At 43.1% G+C, this 18,311-nt stretch carries 22 protein-coding genes; 4 read left to right on the forward strand and 18 right to left on the reverse strand.

The window, feature by feature from the left end; all coding sequences use genetic code 11:
* Positions 1 to 741, forward strand: a 741-nt coding sequence (locus ACCM36_RS01735; RefSeq protein WP_370571982.1) for a disaggregatase related repeat-containing protein, incomplete at its 5' end; no start/stop codon positions are given.
* A gap of 237 nt (positions 742 to 978) precedes the next feature.
* Here ACCM36_RS01735 and ACCM36_RS01740 read toward each other — a convergent pair.
* The 14 genes from ACCM36_RS01740 to ACCM36_RS01805 all read right to left on the reverse strand — a co-directional run bounded on the left by ACCM36_RS01740 (position 979) and on the right by ACCM36_RS01805 (position 12,128).
* Entirely contained in the window at positions 979 to 1,584 is a 606-nt protein-coding gene (locus ACCM36_RS01740; RefSeq protein WP_370571983.1) for a hypothetical protein, read from the reverse strand.
* A 10-nt stretch (positions 1,585 to 1,594) separates the two neighbouring features.
* On the reverse strand, positions 1,595 to 2,221 hold the full coding sequence (locus tag ACCM36_RS01745; protein WP_370571984.1) for a hypothetical protein: 627 nt from the start codon (positions 2,219 to 2,221) through the stop codon (positions 1,595 to 1,597).
* Between the two features lie 125 nt (positions 2,222 to 2,346).
* Entirely contained in the window at positions 2,347 to 2,748 is a 402-nt protein-coding gene (locus ACCM36_RS01750) for a hypothetical protein (RefSeq protein WP_370571985.1), read from the reverse strand.
* Positions 2,749 to 2,760: 12 nt separating this feature from the next.
* Positions 2,761 to 3,387, reverse strand: a complete 627-nt coding sequence (locus tag ACCM36_RS01755; protein ID WP_370571986.1) for a chemotaxis protein CheC — start codon at positions 3,385 to 3,387, stop codon at positions 2,761 to 2,763.
* A gap of 22 nt (positions 3,388 to 3,409) precedes the next feature.
* On the reverse strand, positions 3,410 to 4,411 hold the full coding sequence (locus tag ACCM36_RS01760; RefSeq protein ID WP_370571987.1) for a DUF3795 domain-containing protein: 1,002 nt from the start codon (positions 4,409 to 4,411) through the stop codon (positions 3,410 to 3,412).
* Positions 4,412 to 4,462: 51 nt separating this feature from the next.
* Positions 4,463 to 4,936, reverse strand: coding sequence for a chemotaxis protein CheD (locus ACCM36_RS01765; RefSeq protein WP_370571988.1), 474 nt, complete (start codon positions 4,934 to 4,936; stop codon positions 4,463 to 4,465).
* A 21-nt stretch (positions 4,937 to 4,957) separates the two neighbouring features.
* Entirely contained in the window at positions 4,958 to 5,575 is a 618-nt protein-coding gene (locus ACCM36_RS01770) for a chemotaxis protein CheC (protein ID WP_370571989.1), read from the reverse strand.
* A 34-nt stretch (positions 5,576 to 5,609) separates the two neighbouring features.
* Entirely contained in the window at positions 5,610 to 6,431 is an 822-nt protein-coding gene (locus tag ACCM36_RS01775) for a protein-glutamate O-methyltransferase CheR (RefSeq protein ID WP_370571990.1), read from the reverse strand.
* A gap of 82 nt (positions 6,432 to 6,513) precedes the next feature.
* Positions 6,514 to 7,128: a chemotaxis protein CheC gene (locus tag ACCM36_RS01780; protein WP_370571991.1), complete on the reverse strand. Its 615-nt coding sequence runs from the start codon at positions 7,126 to 7,128 to the stop codon at positions 6,514 to 6,516.
* A gap of 19 nt (positions 7,129 to 7,147) precedes the next feature.
* Positions 7,148 to 9,238, reverse strand: coding sequence for a chemotaxis protein CheA (locus ACCM36_RS01785; RefSeq protein WP_370571992.1), 2,091 nt, complete (start codon positions 9,236 to 9,238; stop codon positions 7,148 to 7,150).
* Between the two features lie 40 nt (positions 9,239 to 9,278).
* Entirely contained in the window at positions 9,279 to 10,373 is a 1,095-nt protein-coding gene (locus ACCM36_RS01790) for a chemotaxis response regulator protein-glutamate methylesterase (RefSeq protein ID WP_370571993.1), read from the reverse strand.
* A gap of 2 nt (positions 10,374 to 10,375) precedes the next feature.
* A complete protein-coding gene (locus tag ACCM36_RS01795) occupies positions 10,376 to 10,732 on the reverse strand; it encodes a response regulator (RefSeq protein ID WP_370571994.1) in 357 nt (118 codons plus the stop codon).
* Positions 10,733 to 11,037: 305 nt separating this feature from the next.
* On the reverse strand, positions 11,038 to 11,193 hold the full coding sequence (locus ACCM36_RS01800) for a hypothetical protein (protein WP_370571995.1): 156 nt from the start codon (positions 11,191 to 11,193) through the stop codon (positions 11,038 to 11,040).
* A complete protein-coding gene (locus ACCM36_RS01805) occupies positions 11,190 to 12,128 on the reverse strand; it encodes a nucleoside recognition domain-containing protein (RefSeq protein WP_370571996.1) in 939 nt (312 codons plus the stop codon). Before ACCM36_RS01805 ends, ACCM36_RS01800 begins: the two co-directional genes overlap by 4 nt.
* 103 nt (positions 12,129 to 12,231) lie before the next feature.
* Here ACCM36_RS01805 and ACCM36_RS01810 point away from each other — a divergent pair, with 103 nt between their 5' ends.
* Genes ACCM36_RS01810 through pyrG form a run of 3 tightly spaced genes read left to right on the forward strand, consistent with a single transcriptional unit; the run spans position 12,232 to position 14,710 of the window.
* Positions 12,232 to 12,414, forward strand: a complete 183-nt coding sequence (locus tag ACCM36_RS01810) for a methytransferase partner Trm112 (RefSeq protein ID WP_370571997.1) — start codon at positions 12,232 to 12,234, stop codon at positions 12,412 to 12,414.
* Positions 12,415 to 12,424: 10 nt separating this feature from the next.
* Positions 12,425 to 13,093: a hypothetical protein gene (locus tag ACCM36_RS01815; protein ID WP_370571998.1), complete on the forward strand. Its 669-nt coding sequence runs from the start codon at positions 12,425 to 12,427 to the stop codon at positions 13,091 to 13,093.
* A gap of 18 nt (positions 13,094 to 13,111) precedes the next feature.
* Positions 13,112 to 14,710, forward strand: coding sequence for a glutamine hydrolyzing CTP synthase (gene pyrG / locus ACCM36_RS01820; RefSeq protein WP_370571999.1), 1,599 nt, complete (start codon positions 13,112 to 13,114; stop codon positions 14,708 to 14,710).
* Here pyrG and truD read toward each other — a convergent pair.
* The 4 genes from truD to ACCM36_RS01840 form a co-directional block, all read right to left on the reverse strand.
* Positions 14,707 to 16,023 (reverse strand): tRNA pseudouridine(13) synthase TruD, encoded by a 1,317-nt coding sequence (truD, locus tag ACCM36_RS01825; RefSeq protein ID WP_370572000.1) that lies wholly within the window; start codon positions 16,021 to 16,023, stop codon positions 14,707 to 14,709. The two genes, pyrG and truD, sit on opposite strands and share 4 nt — an antisense overlap.
* 8 nt (positions 16,024 to 16,031) lie before the next feature.
* Positions 16,032 to 17,204 carry a transglutaminase family protein gene (locus tag ACCM36_RS01830; protein WP_370572001.1) on the reverse strand — a complete coding sequence of 391 codons (1,173 nt, stop codon included), beginning with the start codon at positions 17,202 to 17,204 and terminating at the stop codon, positions 16,032 to 16,034.
* A gap of 21 nt (positions 17,205 to 17,225) precedes the next feature.
* Complete coding sequence (gene pth2, locus ACCM36_RS01835) at positions 17,226 to 17,573, reverse strand: peptidyl-tRNA hydrolase Pth2 (RefSeq protein ID WP_370572002.1); 348 nt, start codon at positions 17,571 to 17,573, stop codon at positions 17,226 to 17,228.
* Positions 17,574 to 17,606: 33 nt separating this feature from the next.
* On the reverse strand, positions 17,607 to 18,311 hold a 705-nt coding region (locus tag ACCM36_RS01840; protein ID WP_370572003.1), incomplete at its 5' end, for a RimK family alpha-L-glutamate ligase.

Genomic DNA, 18,311 nt, shown 5'->3' on the forward strand with positions numbered 1-18,311 from the left:
TACTCATGGGACTTTGACGCATCAAATGGTATCACTTCTGAAGCTACCGGTGTAACAGCTACGAAAACATATACTACTGCAGGCAACTACACTGTGGCCTTAACTGTCACTGATACAAGTGGACAGAAGTCTTCAGACACGTTAAAAGTGGCTGTCAGTAAACAGATAACTTCTGTTGCTTATACGGCGGCTTATGATAGTAGGTTGCGTGAGTCATTACTGGGTACAGTTCTTTCCGATTCCACCTATCTTGACATCGGAAAAAGTACAAGCGCTTGCAGGGATGTAATGTTGTTCGATCTGAGTGCTTACAAGACAACGGACACCATATCCAAGGCAACTCTTTCTCTCTACTGGTATTATCCTACAGGTGCTTCACGCACTTCTGACACTGTCGTGGAAATCTACAGGCCAGTGGAATGGGACCCTAAGTATGTGAGCTGGAACGCACGAACATCCACTGCTGACTGGACAACAGCAGGTGGGAACTGGTTCGATAAGAACGGAGTTTCCCAGGGAAGTACGCCATACGCATCGCTGACATTCCCGGCCACCACAGTGCCCGGTAACAAATACTATGAGCTTGATGTCACTGAGCTTGTGCAGGAATATATAAGCGGTGAACACGAAAATACAGGTTTCTTCCTCAAAGCCAGGACAGAGAGCGGGAATTACATTGCCTTCTATAGTTCAGAGTGGTCAAATGCTGCGCAGAGACCAAAACTAACTGTGACGAGCTGATGAAGGTCGTAACGATCGAGAGCGAAAGATAATTTCGCTCCATTTTTACTTTTATTTGTATTTTCTTATAGTAAAGAGAAGTGATTCCAACCGACAGATTGTGGAAGCAGGCTATCACAAAGTAACTCCTATAGCATCAGATTTTATAGTCCTATCACTTACGGTGGTCCTTTTACTGATGCTGAAAAAGAAAAAGGGAGATAATCATATAAAAAGTACAACTGCTAAAAAGTTTTATCAATCCTGCACATAGAGTACATACAGGCATGAGTTTTCCCGCATTTCCATAAAACCCTGTGTTTCGGAAATACCAGCTTTTTCCAGTAGTACCTTCTTCCAGGATTCGGGAGGCAATGCGATCTTGCCAGTATATGCTTTTGCAGCGATCTGCGCGTACTGCAAGGGTTTACCGCCTATTTTTATTCTCTTTGCTACCTCGTTGCGGTATGTCTGGTGCATCATGCAAGCACTATGAGCAGCAGAAGGTTGTATAGTATGGTTATAGTGATCAGTAGCTTCCATGTGCACAGGGTTGAAGTTGCCAAGACGTTTGATATATTCTCTTATGGCCTTTGCAAATGGGCATACCTTCGTAACAAAACCATTGCGGCTGATCTGCTTGATATTCTCGAAGGATGAAAGCACAGATTCTCCATTGACCACTGCATTGGCAAAATCTTCCCAATTATCGTATTCCTCCTCAGGAACAGATTTTGCAAGAGATTTTGCCTGTCCTACGATATAGTTAGTGAAACCTTCAACACCCTGTTTATCAGAGATATCCTCAAAAAAGAGGAAAACAGACACATCAACAAAAGGATTAGAGGCTATTGTTTCTGCCATTTGCTTCACCTTACTCCATGATCTCCTCACCAGCAGATTTACCCTTCACGATCAATGCAAACACACATGATGCACTCCTAAGAATGCTTTTTATGTGCCTGTCATCAACATTGATCCTGGTAAGGTTTTCCTGCAACATCTTTACTTCTCCCATACGTCCTTTGTTTGCGAGGTGCAAGCATTCAAGAGGTTGCTTTGCAACAGTTATGTTATTAGCAGCAACCTCTCTGAATCGCTGGTGAGTTATGCAATAATTAGAAACTGCCGAATCCCGGATGCGATTATTATAGCTGTCAGCAACATCTTCATCAGAATCAGGTATCGGACCAATTTTCTGAATGAACCTGATCATAGTAGGAGCCATAGGGCATGTCTTCAACGCATACACATATCCTATTACATCTCCATCTTTATCGGTGATCGCAAGATCTGTAAGTACATTTACATCACCTTCTATGGTGAGAGAGGTTCTGCCTTCTTTCATTGCTACGTTGAAAGCTGGCCAGCCTACGTATGCCTCCTTCCCCATTCTTTCCGCGTAACTCTCTCCAACCCGAAGCCAGTATTCCACTACTCCCTCGGTGCCGGCCTTGCTAACCATGTCGTCAACAAGTGAATATAATGCTATATCCATCATAATCAATGCCCTCCAATTAAAATTCCCGAAGCTTTACAGTTTTTAGATATTATTGTCACGGCGCTTTTCCGATATTATATGATAATATTATTATTTTTATAGATATATAATTTATGGGTGGTATTTTACAATATGCGTTCCCATTTGAATTGCGGATCATTAGGGTATAGTTTATCAGTTGTATAATTATCCTGTTCTATCAACGCAAATGCCTCTTCCACCGAAGATACTTCCAGCGTGAATTTCTTTTCTCCAAAAAGGTTATACTCAAGGAATAAGGTACATTTATCTGACCAGAACAGCGTTACGCTTTCTTTATTATTCCTTTTATTATCCGAATCCTGGGTAATACATGACCAGGATGCAACTTCCAAAGGATATTCGATTTCAGTGACAGATCTTTGGAAGTTACACCTTTGTTTACAACTGTTATCTTCCCTGTGGTGTATCTTCCTAAGTAATAATGGCCAGGGCCCTGGCTCTGTATTCTCAGAACGTTGAAGATAGCGGACCCATTTGTTTCCCATCTATATTCCTCATTAGCTATTCAACAGTCTTGCAATGAAACTAAGCAAGGACCCTAAAGAGTCCTTATCAAGAAAAAGGAACATATCACCATAAAGAGTACAATTACCCTGAGGATTGCATAAACCCTGTACCTGGAACATCGTTTCAAGGTTCAGTATATCATCAGATGCTTCGCTTAATCTGTCTCCAATTTCTGCGAAAACTTTCTGCGCATCTCCTACAACTATTTCAGGAGTAGATTGGACCACTTTAACTCCCATAAATTCATATATATTTTTCAGATAGGATCCTGCAAGGATGTTTCCTATCTCATTAAGAGCAGACTCGTACATTCCGGGATCAGCTTCCAGTGAATTTCCACTCACCAGCATAGTACTAAGGGTTACAGCACTGTTAAAATCAAAAAGCAGCATCATAGTACCATTCAGGTCCCCACGTAGGTCCATCATTATGCCTGCTAAGGTCATAGATGACGGCATCATTGAGGACATTGATGCGATATCGATCATCTGCGCATTGGACAGGTTCAGCTGCACCTGACTATTCAATAGTTTTGAGAGAGCTGTTGTGGCGTTGCCCATACCAATGCTTCCTATCTCTCTCAGGGCGTCCGACTGAAAACCTGAAAGCTGTACCATGCGATAAACTCCTGATCAAGCCTTACTTCTCAGTTTCATTTTCAAGGAAGAATCGCTTACCTGCATAAAAGCGGATGTACTCATCTTTGCCACCTTTTACGATTTTTATACTATTCTCAGACTCCTCTGCAATATTCACAAAAAGCCCTTCAAGCCTGCTAATAATATCCTTCGGATGTGCAAGGCTATTGACCAGGCCGACCAGCACGACGTCTTTGGACGCAAAGTTCTCGACCATTCTTGATGCAAAAGTGTAAGTAAGGTCTTCTCCTTCTGTCTGGATCATATGAGAGAATGGTTCGAATATCAGGGCACAGCCTGCAGGAAGTTTGCTCGTCAGGTCGAAGAAACTATCAAGCTCGTTCATTGGCAACATAATCACGCCATCTTTTTCCACTAGTTTTTCCCCAGTACAGGATAACTCAATGAATTTCATAGCCCCTATATCCACTAGCTCTCCCAGCCTGTCCTTGTATATAGAAGTGCGGGGTTCGGTGGAGACTAGCACCACATTCATGGTTTCACCATAAAAGCGCAGGCACATTTCTATTACCGAATCCTCATACCGGCTTCGGGGAGTGTATTCTATCAGTGTTGACCATTGTAGCAGCTTGGCAATATTTTCCGTGTCATTTGGAACATAGTTAACTGTTTCTTGTTCGGTTCTTCTGAAGACCATTCCCTCTATGAGAAAATCACCCAGATTCTGGCGAGGTATGGTCTTAAAAGCCCGGAACATCAGAAAGCCAGCGGCTGCAAACACACTTGTGTACACGGCGCTCCAGAAACCAAGGAACAATAATATGGTCTCAACTAAGTTTTGATCACTATTCCCCACTGCCAGAGCCGGAAAGATTGCGGTAGTGATGAGGAATATTGCTGTCAGAGCAAGAAGAAGCCATGCAACAGAACCTCTTCGTGTATCTTCGTATACCTTTATCCAGAAATAAATAGCAGCCATTCCTCCCAAGAGGGAGACAGATATGAATAGAATATGTAAGATCGTAAGATCCGGACTAAGCATTTTTACCTCCTGGGTAATATATGTCCGCCAGTAAATATAAATATTTCACTATCAAATTATATTCTCCCCCTTTATTGCGCTTTTAATATAGTACACTCCTGTATCGGTATCCAGCACGACAGTACGTCCGTAATTTTTTCCTACGTCCTCAGCTATTATAGGTACTTTCATTTCCGCGAGTACAACTTTTGTGGCCTGGATATTCCGTTCTCCGATGTTCAGGTTGACATCGCTGCTAAAAGAGAACATTTTTGCCCCACCAGCTATTTTAGCTACCATTCTTCTGCGCGATGCCCCGACACGTATCATTTCTTCAACAAGGAAAGGGATGCCGCTATCTGCAAATTTGGTACGGTTATCTGTAAAACGTGCATTTTCAATAGTTGGCAGCATGATGTGTATCAATCCCCCTATTTTGGTCACCGGGTCATAGAGGGCAATGCCTACACAGGATCCCAGACCCAGGGTTGTCAATTTATCTGGACTGCGAGTCACCGCATAATCTGCCATTCCTATCACTATCATAGTATCAGTCGATTGATCGGATCAACGGAACATCGCATCTACTTGTTCCAAAATTAATTCAAGGGACAGGGGATCGAATAGAGTAAGTATCTTCCCATGCATATCATTACCTTTTAGTGTAAACAGAGTGTCCAGAATAATAGCATGTTCAACTTCCTGGCTCATCTGAATAAGTATATTGTCCATTATGGCACCAATCATATCATATGTATGGAATGGTGCGGATGCAAAAACATCTACTCTGAGAAAATCAGAAAAAGCGGTCATATAAGTACTTCCCAGGATGTGACCAACTTCTGATATCAAAGACTCGTTCATTGGATTTGTGATATCGGAGTTTTCTTCTTTGGTTATATTGTTGCAGATAAGCTGCGCACTTTCCAGTGGCAAGAGCATAACCATATAACCATTGACACCCCCGGACAGCTTCATGAGGACCCCTGAAACCAGTTTATCGGCACCGCCGGAAAACTCTGCCACTTCCTCGATCCTGGCAACTTTCAAGCTCGGGGTCATAATCTTTACTTCACTTCCCAGCATCGTTGCTAGAGAAGTGACTGCATTACCTATCCCTATATTGCTTATCTCTTTTAAAGCACTATAATGGAAGTCCGTAAGTTTGGAAACATCATAAACCATAGGATCATCTCTTTTAGTTGAGCCGCCCGCATTTTTACTTTTGATATATCCTTTCCCTTGGATTGAATGCTTTGAACATATCTTTTGAAGGACCTATCAATGTTTCAGTTTTTCCCATTACAAAATAACCACCTTTGTTGAGGCCATTGTAGAAATCCAAATACAGGTTTTCTTGAAGGTGCTTTTCAAAATATATCGTCACGTTGCGGCAAAATATAGCATCAAAACCTGTGAGTTTCTCCCCGGAGATCAGATCGTTCCTGCGGAATTTTGCTATCTTCTTGATCTCATCTTTTACATGATAAGTATCTCCTATATAGTCAAAATATTTAGCACGAATATCGTCAGGTACTTCTTTCATTTCAATTTCCGTATAAACAGCTTCCTCAGCTCGTCTGAGAATATCTTTATCTATATCAGTTCCGGTAATTTGAATGTTATACCGGGAAAAATTATTCCCAAGTATCTTTTTCAGCAGGATGGCTATAGAATACGCTTCAACACCTATAGAGCATCCGGCACTCCATATGCGTATATTCCGAAGCCCTGTACTTTTAGACTTAATGATTGCGGGCAGAACTTCTTTTTCCACTACTTCATACGTTTCAGAGTTCCTGAAGAAGTTAGTGACGTTCACGGTAAGTGTATCCATGAGCTGGGGGTACTCCTCCTTGTGAGTATTAAGATATTGTACATATTCTCCAAAACCTTTTGACCCAGTTGCTCTCATTCTCACATCAATTCTTCGTTTAAAGTGTGAATCCTTGTATTGTTCACTATTAAAACCCAAATTTTTTTTGATGAGGCTTTTCAACCTCAAGTATTCCTGATCTTCAGAGGACTCAAGTTTTAACATTTAACCAACTCCTTTAATTTAGCTGCTATCCGGTTAAATTTTTCTTATGACGTTTTTTAGGCTATCCATATATCGAAATTGATCATCCCATCATTTTCTTCATGACAGCAGCAAGGATCACATCTGATGCACCCGGTTCAAAGAGCATATTGAATTCATTGCGGGAATTAGTTGAAGGTACATAGCCCATTCCTTTCACAACGATGAACTCGTCAGCCAGAGAACCTATCGTTTCCTTGATATATTTCCCGACACCTTCCATGTTTACATATACCTCAGGTTCGCCCATTTGCAGGTTCACACCAAGAAACTCATTAACAACTTTCATGTATGCTGCACACAGACGTAGCCCCATTTCTCTGAGTTTCTTTACTTCATCTTCCTGGATCGTATGAGTGGTACCTATTGGTTTTTTCCTAAGCAGATCTACAAAGGAAAGAGCTGAGTACTTAGGAAGCAATATAAGTGTCCCACCGTTAACATCTCCGGTAATCTTTAAGTGAATCGCCACCACACTTTTCTGTTTAATGTCAGAAGCTTCATCTATTATTCTATCAAGTGGATAGAAATCTACTTTGGGAATGTCTATCTTGACCTCGCGATCAACCATCTTTGAAAGGGACGTAGCCAGATGTCCCATTCCTATATTGCCGGCTTCCTGAAAGGCACCCTTTGTCATTTCATCGAGTTCAGCCATGATTATATCTCCATAAATATCATACCAGTGTTCCAATGTCAAGTATCAGGCAAACAGTGCCGTCTCCAAGGATCGTGGCACCTGCAAATCCCTTCACGCTACGCAGCACTTTGCTGTCAAGCGATTTGATTATGACCTCTTGCTGCCCCAGAAGTTCATCAACTACAAAACCAAAGTGGTTTCCCATCTTTTCTACAACCACCACTATCAGGTTTTCTTTATTATTTTCTTCAACATGGCAATCAAGCAGATTGTCAAGTCTTAAAAGTGGTAAGACCTCTCCACGAAGAAGGATGACCTCCTGCCCTTCTATTGTTTTGATATCCTTTGACTTTATACCTACATCCCTTACCACATTGTTAAGAGGTATTGCGTATGTTTCACCTGCTGTCTTTATCATCAGTGATTGGATGATCGCAATAGTAAGAGGTAGCTGAAGTGTGACAATACTGCCTTCTCCCATAACTGACCGTACTGATACATTCCCTCCCAAAGATTCGATCTTTGTCTTGGCAACATCCATCCCAACCCCACGGCCAGAAACATCCGTAATAACGGTATTAGTGCTGAATCCCGGGAGGAATATAAGATTAAGTGCTTCTTCATCAGAAAGCTTGGCAGCCTCCTCTTTGCTCATGAGGCCTTTTTTTACAGCAACATCTCGAAGCTTTGCAGGATCCATACCCTTTCCATCATCCTGCACTTCAATGAGCACAGTATTTCTCTGCCTTGAAGCTGCAAGGCGTACAAGTCCTTCAGGTGATTTGCCTGCTTTTGCACGTTCTTCAGAAGATTCCACACCGTGATCCACAGCATTTCTTAACAGATGTACCAATGGATCACCGATCTCATCCAGGACGGTTCTGTCAAGTTCTATTTCCTTACCCTCTATCACAAGGTTGATCTGCTTGCCTTCAGATTTCGCCAGATCCCGTACCATCCTCGGGAAGCGGCTAAAGATCTGGTCGATAGGAACCATCCTTGATTCCATAACCTCTGTTTGTATCTCATTGGTAAGTCTATCCAGCGTACCAAGGGCTTCCTCAAGATCCTTTGATTTGATACCCGTGGCAAGTTGGTTCAGTCTGATCTTATTGATTATGAGTTCTCCGACCAGATTCATGAGGTTATCCAGTCTCTCAATGTTGACCCTGATGCTCTGCCCCGTCTTTACGGATTCGTTTTTCTTTTGCTGTATGGCATTTTTGTTGCCTGCATCTGATGTTTTTTCATGTGCACCTTCTTCTACATGAGCATCTGCATCTCCTTCCTGAGAGTACAGTGGAGTTATTTCAACTTTCTTTACTTCTGAAATATTCTCTATCTTCTGTTGGATAGATCCCATACTTTCAGAAGTTGCAGCAACCACCATAAAACTGAAATCGAACTTTTCTTCTTCAAGTTCTTTTTCCGCAGGTTTAGTTTTGATCACTTTTCCGACCTTATCCAGGTTCATAAGTACCATGTTTGAACGGGCTGCTTTAAGAACACATGATTCGTCCAGAAACACTTTAATGATGAGTACTTCCTGGCCATTTTCTCTTACATGTTGAATTTCAGCCAGATCTTCCTGGTTTAACTCAATTTCCTTGTTCATCACTGCTTTGTAGGGTACTGCTTGTGTAACATTGGTACTCTGGGTCGGAGGAATCTCTATATTGATATTTTTTACAGGAGTGGAATCTTTTATTTTAGTAACAGGTGTTGGCGCTGCCATTGCTTCCTGTGCAGTTGACGGTGAAACCATTATGTTATGGAGTTTGGCTTGCAGTGTTGATACGTCCACAGCATCGGGAGTATCAATATTTTCTACAAGTATTTCCAAGGTGTCCAGACACTCGAATTGGATCTCGATTATTTTCTCTGTCAGAGTGATCTGAGACTTCCTGATCATATCCATGATGTTTTCCATCTCATGGGTGAGTTCTGCAATAGTATTGAATCCCATAGTTGCAGACATGCCTTTCAAGGTATGAGCAGAACGGAACATATTGTTGATGTATTCCATGTCATTAGGATTTTGTTCCAGTCCTAGCAACGCTTCATTAAGTTGCTGAAGATGCTCTTCAGATTCAACCTTAAATAGTTCTTTGTATTCCGACATTTCCATAATTTCCACCAACCGCGACTTTCAACCACTGTGATATTCTTCATATGAGCTGCTGAATTGTTGCAGCTACCATCTCAAGGGGTACTACACGATCTGCTAGCCCACGATCAACTATGGCCTTTGGCATACCATAGACAACACATGATTTCTCATCCTCTGCTATGGCCTTCCCTCCGGCATTCTTTATTAGTTCCACACCTTCAGCTCCGTCCATGCCCATGCCTGTCAGGATAACCGAAAGGATGTTAGCGCCATATATAGGGGCCAATGTTCGGAAGAGTACATTCACACAAGGCCTGACACCCAATTCCCTGGGTTCTTTATTAAGCGAGATCATTTCCACTGTCTTTCCATCTATCATCTTCTGAACAACTTCCATGTGATAGTCACCAGGTGCAATGAGCACAACACCTTCTCGTATCAGATCACCATCTTTCGCTTCCCTTACTTCCAGTTCAGATTGTGAGTTAAGCCTCTGAGCTAATGATGCAGTAAATCCTGCAGGCATATGCTGGACAACCAGAACTGCAGCCTTCAGGTCATGAGGAAGCTTTGGGATTACCTTTTCGAGAGCTCGTGGTCCTCCGGTAGAAGAACCAATAGCAAGTATCTTCTTAGTCATTATACGCCTGGGATTAGATTTAGGTGGACTGGATATTGGTATGGTCTTTTCAGAATGTCTTTTTCTTGTCTTGGAACTTTTTACGTGTTCTTCCATGAAATGAAGATTCTTGAGCTGTGCCCTTGCAGCGGCCTTGACCTTTGTTCTGATCTCCTCTGCGATCTGTCCCATATCAAGGCTTATAGTTCCGGAAGGTTTCTGAATGAAATCTACTGCTCCATATTCAAAAGCATTCAATGTGAGTTCTGCTCCTCTCTCGTCTGCGGCCGAAAGCATGATCACAGGCGTTGGGCATTCACTCATTATGTATCCCAGAGCATGAAGGCCGTCCAGCACAGGCATCTCGTGGTCAAGTGTAACTACGTCAGGTCTGAGTTTCTCTACTTTTTCCACGGCGATCTGACCATTGCGGGCGGTATCGATCACTTTTATTTCCGGATCACTGTTAAGTATATCCGAAATTATCTTGCGCATCAGGGCAGAATCATCAACAACTAGTACACGTATGGTCATATTCACATTACTTTTTTGACAACTTCAAGTACTTTCTTTGCATCGAATGGCTTTACAATGAAGTCCCGAGCCCCTATCTTGAGAGCCTCAGTGACTACGGACTGCTGCCCTATGGAAGAGCACATAACTATTTTTGCATCCGGATTCGATGCCATGATATTTTTGAGCGCATCTATACCTTCCATATTAGGCATGACTATGTCCATGAACACGAGTTCCGGTTTGACCTGTGGGTACTTTTTTACTGCATCCAAGCCATCTACTGCCTCTGCAACAACTTCATGTCCGTTCTTTGTAAGAATATCCTTGATGACCATGCGCATAAAAGCCGCGTCATCTACAATCATTACTTTTGCCATGTTCCCTCACCGATAGCTTACTATGTTTTTAATAGTGCCAATCTATATTTTTATTATTATAGTAATTGTAGTTATACTATAGTAATATAAAAATATGTTGATTAAGCTGTCCTTTGTAAACAGCGTGACCGAAAAATAAATAGAGATGTCATTGATCAGTAACCTTTGCTGTCTTTGAAAGCCTGACATCTTATGCATTTAGAGGGTGTTTCAATCCCATACTTATCTCTATTACAAGAGCCTTTTTCTCTAATTGCGGATACTTATTCTATGGAAATTGAGATCTACTAAATGGATAATTCTTGTTATTCAGATACAGCAGCTATTTCCTGAGCTATCTGTGCTATATTGTCACTATTATCAATAATATTCACTGAGTCCATGGTCTTAACAAGAACCTCTGTGGATGTGGTTACAATATCCTGCCATGGACTTCGATATGTGATATTAATTAAATTCATGCTGCTACTTGCAGCAAAATGATGAGTATGATGAATCGAACAAAGATACTTATGCTCGTAGAAATGGCCACTATTTTTGTACCTATTCTTGCTCCAAATAGCGATACATAACGTGGAAGAAGTGATCTGATTCCGAATATTGGTAGCATGAACATACTTCCCAGCATGAGCACGATCATGGCTTGCACAGGCGAAATGCCATTATCATTCAGCATGGGTCCGAGTAATGATATTCCCATGATAGGGCTTGCAATATAGGTTGTAAGGGGTACAATGCTTTCAGATGGGATATGGAACATCTCTGCAAGTGGCAGAACACTGAAGACCTCAAAGACCCCATTTTCTCTCAAATAAAAAACGATAGTGGTCATAGCAAGATATACCACAGCGATCTTCGTGAACAGACGTTTCTCTTTCTTAAAAGTTCGCTTAACGGCATCGTTAAAGGATATTTTTTTCATGGTCTGTATATCGGCCATTTTGCAGTTGTTTTTCTCCAGCAGTAGCTTGCTAAGGATGACCACTATTGAGACCTTTATTATCGCCGTAAGGATGAACACACCTACATAGAAGCCCCCTACAAAGTATCCCAGAGCTGGCAGTACTATTGGTATCTGGTACGTAAGTATCTCTCTTACATAGGCAGGAGTGCTGTTGAGCAAAGCACATAGCATTGCCTCTGTATCATTGATACAGCCACTGTTGCGAACCTGCACTACCATGCTATTGGCAGCAACAGCGGAACCCAGAGAGACCACAAATGCCGAAGCACAGCTTTCCGGAAGATTGGTATGACGAAAAAGAGGGCCAGCAAGTACGGATAACTTTTGCATCAGTCCGAGCTCTATCAGAAGCCCCGTGCCAAAAAGCCCTATTGCTATCACTATTAGTATGGGGATGGCAAAATCAAGAACTTTGAGCAGAAGGTCGAGCATGCAAATATGTAATGGATGGTATCTAGATTAATGTATCTGATTCTTGAAATATCACCAAAACCTTGATATTTACTGTAATGTATGTTGGTGATGGTGAGCAGCTGTGAAAGAGGACCTGATGGAGATATTGGCTTGTCCCTTGTGTAAAGGCGACCTTGTTCTGAATGCACAGAGCAAAGAGGGCGCTGAAGTTATAACGGGTACTTTATACTGTAAAAAATGCAATGAATATTATCCGATAGATGATGGAATACCTAACATGTTGCCTCCGCATCTGAGAGAATGAGGGAAGGCAATTGCAGGTAGTCCATATTAACCGGCTGGGGATCAATTCCATTGAATTTGATATGGAATCAATGGAGATACCTCTTTCTGCGGGGGAAGAACAGAGCTTTGAGATAGTGCTCATTAATTACAGTTCTCCCACACATGTACACATTTCCGTAAGCGATACTCTAAAGCATAATGTCACAATACTTGAGGATAATCCATACGTGACCCATGAAGATTATGTCCCTGTGGTGGTCCGTATCCCATTCGATGGGAAAAAGATATATCAGGGAGATATTTTTGTTACAGTAAGCCACGGCGCAAGGAAAAGTAGTTTCTCCATGGTTCTTGGCCAATCTCTCACAGGCACAGATACCAGATATATACAGGTTGATGATGCCCTGTCAGCACCTAATGAAGTCTATGTTAAGAAAAAGAAGTCTGCGGGTACATGGAAAGAGCAGCTTCCTGACATATCCCTTGAAGTGCTGAAATGCAATTATGAGTATGTGATCTCCAAGGCAACGGTCTTTCTTTCAGGAATTCTCCTGCTCGTTCTATTTATCTTTACGGTTTCAAGTGTATTCTCTTATGGAATTAGTCCTGCGCAGGGCTTCTATCTTGCTGTTGTCTTATCGATAATCTTTACATCATTCTGTGTATATCTCTTAATAAAGCTTCCAATCTTCAAGTGATCGAGGTAGTTGAGTCACATGAAATATATCGTAGTTACAGGCGGAGTTATGAGCGGTCTTGGAAAAGGCATCACTGCCGCATCCATTGGTAGGAACCTTAAGAACATAGGTTATAAGGTCACAGCCATCAAGATAGATCCATACATTAACATTGATGCGGGGACTATGAGTCCCTATCAGCACGGGGAAGTCTTCGTGCTTAAGGATGGAGGAGAAGTTGATCTTGATCTTGGGAACTACGAACGTTTCCTGGATACGGAACTTACCAGGGATCACAATCTGACCACAGGCAAGATCTACCAATCTGTTATCCTAAAGGAACGCAGGGGAGATTATCTGGGAAAAACCGTTCAGATCATTCCTCATATCACGAATGAGATCAAGGACAGGATAAGAAAAGTTGCTGCAAAGAGCGGTGCAGATATCTGCCTTATAGAAGTAGGGGGCACTGTGGGTGATATTGAAAGCATGCCTTTCCTTGAAGCTGTCAGGCAGATGCACCGGGAAGAGAAAGTCGAAGACCTTATCTTTGTGCATGTGACACTTGTGCCGATAGATACTCAGGGTGAGCAGAAGACCAAGCCAACACAGCATTCTGTCAAAGAGCTCAGGGAACTGGGGCTGACGCCTAATGTCATAGTCGCAAGATGTAAAGAACCTCTGGACCGAGGTACCATCTCGAAAATATCCCTGTTCTGCGATGTACCGGAAGAAGCTGTTATCAGTGCCCATGACGCAAAGGATATCTATGAATTACCTCTTTTGATGGATAAGGAAGGCCTTACTCAATATCTGATTAAACGGCTTTGTCTGAAATCTACCACTTATGACCCCGCCTGGGTTGAAATGGTGGAACGTATGAAGGAGCTTAAAGGCCAGGTGAATATTTGTATCGTAGGAAAGTACACTCACCTTGAGGACTCATACCTCAGCATCAGCGCATCCATCAAACATGCTTCTATCGAATGTGGCTGTAATTATGTTACAGATTGGCTCAATGCAGAAATGCTGGAACAGGACCCTGAATGTCTCAAAAAGCTTGATGCCTATGATGGTATTCTGGTCCCAGGGGGTTTTGGGGAAAGGGGCACTGAAGGTAAAATGATGGCCATCAGGTATGCCCGCGAACACAACATACCATTCCTTGGACTATGTCTGGGAATGCAGCTATCGGTAATAGAGTTCGCAAGGAATGTAGTAGGTCTTGAAGGAGCCAACAGTACTGAGTTCAACGAGGATACTCCTTATCCGGTCATAGATATACTCCCTGAGCAGGAAGGGGTGGAAGATATGGGAGCTACAATGAGGCTTGGTGATTATGAGGCTCAGCTTCGAGCAGGTTCCCTCGCCGAAAAAATATATGGTTCATGCAATGTAGTGGAACGTCACAGACACAGGTATGAGGTAAACCCCAATTTTGTGGATAAACTGCAGGAGAAAGGCCTTGTGTTCTCCGGGGTTAACAGGAACCGTATGGAAATATGCGAGCTTCCGGGGCACCCGTTCTTCTTTGCATCCCAGTTCCATCCGGAGTTCAAGTCAAGACCTGGCAGGCCTTCTCCGCCTTTTAAGGCTTTCATGTGTGCCATGCTGGAAAAACAGCAAAAAAGGTGTTAACTCATTTTAAGAGGCTCCACCTTCATATATTCGCGCAGTACCGTGGTGGCATAGCTTCCTTTAGGAAGGGAGAAGTCCACCATCACTTTTTGCTTCCCGGTGTTCAGGTCGTCTTCGAGTATCTCGAACCGTGGCTGTACATTGATGAGTATCTCTCTTCTCTGTCCCCTGGAAGCCATCACAGGTATTTCCTGCAACCGGAAGTCTTCGGGTTTTAGCCGGAGTTCATCTATAATTGCCACTTCCAGTTCTCCGGGAATACCTGAAGCCATTTCTGTTTCATACCCGAAAAGTGGTGCAGTGACAAATGCCCGTCCTCTTTTTATAAGATTGTTCATCCCATCGAGGTTCACAGCAGTAACGCGCTGTGTTCTTGAGGTATCAGGCAGAGAATCGCTATTCTTGAAGCATACAATATCTCCTTCAATGGCCTGGTTAAGCGGGATCCCGGCTTTTATCCTTGCGCAGATTATCCGGTTATATATGTATGACTGGAATGCATGTACGAACATCCGGCTCATACTTTCTGTTAACATCGAAAATGAGCCTGTGTAGTCTGCGGGATGCTCCACAAGATAGTGCATCATGGCGCGTTCATATCGAAGCCGCAGAGGGAAAGTTTTCAGGCCCTGTGCAAAGTCTCTGCTGATCCTTACTTCATCCCTTGCCACCCTTGTATCTTCTTGCTCTTCCTTGAAACTGGCTGCGATATAGATCATGGCTGCCTCTTCAGGTGAGCCTCTGACCAAAGCTTCTCCTACCAGATGGGTTACAGGCCTGATGGCACCGAAACGTTGTATTCCAAAGAAGTTAGGCACCCCTCCCATACCATGTATCTCGGAAGTGATCTCGTCCATTCTCTTCTTCAGTTCATCCTTATCGAGAGCTATATCGCGCATGCTTATTTTGAATATATTACCCCGCAGGTCTCCCAGCTCCACGGCTCTCCTGTATCGCCCGATGGAGGTCAGTTGCACGTCTTTGATGTGCACGTTTGCAATGCTTTCCTCAGAAATATCAAAGATACTGATACGTTGGGTGGTGATCGCTCTTTTGTCTTTCGTACCTGCAAAACCAATGCGCTTCTGGCTGATGCCAAGCGCCCTGGACAGATCCCTTATAATATGATGCGTATCCCAGTTCTTCTTGGTGAGCTCCAATATGAGGTGTTTCCCGGAATCCTCCACATCCCAGCCTGATACTTCTTTTACGACAAAATCCTCCGGCTCCTGCCTGAGCATTCCTCCAATACCTTCGGCTGTAGTTGCATATAATTCCATACCTATAATGTGTTCTGTTTCAGGGACCTGCATGAGAGGCTCTATAGTTCTGGGAGTATATCAATTATATCTACAGCGGAAGTGTTCATGTACGTCCATCCGTCAGATGTGAGTGCAGCTCCGCCGGGGAGTCCGCCTGCATACATGCTGGCTGTCGGGTCAAGGATCATCCAGGACCCATGATCATCAGTTGCATAATAGACCGTAACAGGTCCATAATATGAGGAAATTGCCTTAACTATATTTTCTGCTGATTCTCCGGAGCCGATGTAGACTGTAGCGAATGCATGTGTGTCTGTCATGTGTATCCTGGTGGTACCACCAATGGATTCCACCATAGAGGCCAGCACAATGGCATAATCGTCACAATCTCCTGCACCTATCTTTAGTGTACTATCCGGTGCTGACCACTGGTCCACTCCCCTGGGGTCGCTCACATACTGAATGCTCTCTTTGATGTAGTCAAAAATAGCACATACCTGGTAAATATTGTATTCTCCGGGATATTTTATCGCAAGGCTGGTGGCAAGTTCTCTTACCGTTGGATCAAGTGGGTCCACAATCTCATTTGTCCTGATGAACAGCTCTTTCTGATTATAACGAATAGCGGGATAAGTTTGTTCCTGAAGGGGTTTCACATCAACTTCAATTTCATCATAAAGCTGGTCTTCATAACTAAACCATTCTCCTGAATCGGTTTGCGCAAAGAGTGAGATGTATGGTTTCAGGACAACCGTATCTACGTCCTCTGGTACCTGGATGCAAAGCAATCCCATATATTTCTCTTCTCCGGACTGTATGGTCACTCCGGTGACATGATCGAACCAAATATCTTTTTCTGCAAGCTTCGCCCCGTATCCATCGACAAAAACAGGTCGTGTACCTATGTTCCTGACGAACATTTTGATAACACCGGTATTGTTCTCGTAGAATGGCACATAGTAATAGTTACTTAGCAAATCAAATCCGGGGGAATCTCTGGAATCAGCGGTAGGCGCAGGGTCATATTCAAAAGGCTTTGTGGGAAGGGCTTTTGGTACGGTAAGCATCAGCTCATCGCTGTTGATAGTTTCCTGGCTTTTGAGAAGTCCGGAATATTCCTGGCTGAGACGCTGACTTAGTTCAGCATCATTGCCAAGGTACCATATTGTGCCTGCTGCACCTGTTATGATAACAGTTAAACAGATCACCAGCACCTTGCCGGAAATACCCATATTCCATACCTCTGTGCAGACCTACAGGAGTTTTAGTTCCTTGGTTATCCTATCAATATCCTGGGCTCTTGCAGGACCGATGCCCAGTACAGTCACAGTTCCGGGTTCAACTTCGGTAAGACCAGCATCAGCGATAAGCGCTGTAGGGAATCCTTCTCTTCTGGCCTTTTCCTTTAGCTCGAAAAGGTCTTTAAGGGCCGGAACCCGTAAAACCACTTTTTTCTGTCCGCCTTCTTTCCAGTTATCCAGAACGGATTTTGAAGCCCAGCTGCTGGCAGATACTGCTGCATGTGCAACCTGTACTGCAAGCTTACCTTTTGAAAGTTTCAGATCATCTCTCACAACGATACATTGTTTATATTCATCCATTAAGTAAGCCTCATATAAATATACTTTTGTTTATTATAATTTTAATGGTATGTAGTCGAGAATGTGTCCGGCAACATTAACTCCGCATGAGTTATATATACCTGCCCCGGAAGGAGTACCATTTACCTCCAGTACCATAGTTCCCTGTGGCCCTTCAATGAGGTCCACTCCTGCAAATACTGTGCCTACGGCTTCTGCAGCCTTTGCACAGATCTTTTCCTGAGAGGGTGTAAGAGTACAGGGAGCAGAGGTACCGCCCTGGCTCAGGTTATTTATCCAGTGGCCTCGTTGTGCACTGCGGTAAATCGAACCCAGTACCTTTCCATTCACTATAAAAGCGCGTATATCCCGTCCTTGATTTTCTATGAATTCCTGGATATAGAGCATTCCCCAGCTATCGATCATCTGTGTGATCTGGTCTTCCCAGGGAACCTTTGAGATGGAACTATCGGACTCCAGCATCCTTCCATCCCTGACCCTGATTATTCCTTTTCCCTTGTAGCCAAAGACCGGTTTTACAACTGCATCTTTCAGGTCCTTTATTATTTGAATGGCTTTATTTCTGTCCTGTACTGAGAATGTAGCTGGTACCGGAAGTCCTGCTTTTGCGAGCAGGTATGTCGTATGATATTTATTTGCAGCATTTCTGATGGCTTCAGGGCTGTTCAGGATAAGTGTGCCTTGTATTTCCAGTTGTCGCAGGACGTCGAACCTGAAAGAAACACCTTCCATAGGCCC

The organism is Methanomethylovorans sp. (genome assembly GCF_041305605.1).
GTDB lineage: Archaea > Halobacteriota > Methanosarcinia > Methanosarcinales > Methanosarcinaceae > Methanomethylovorans.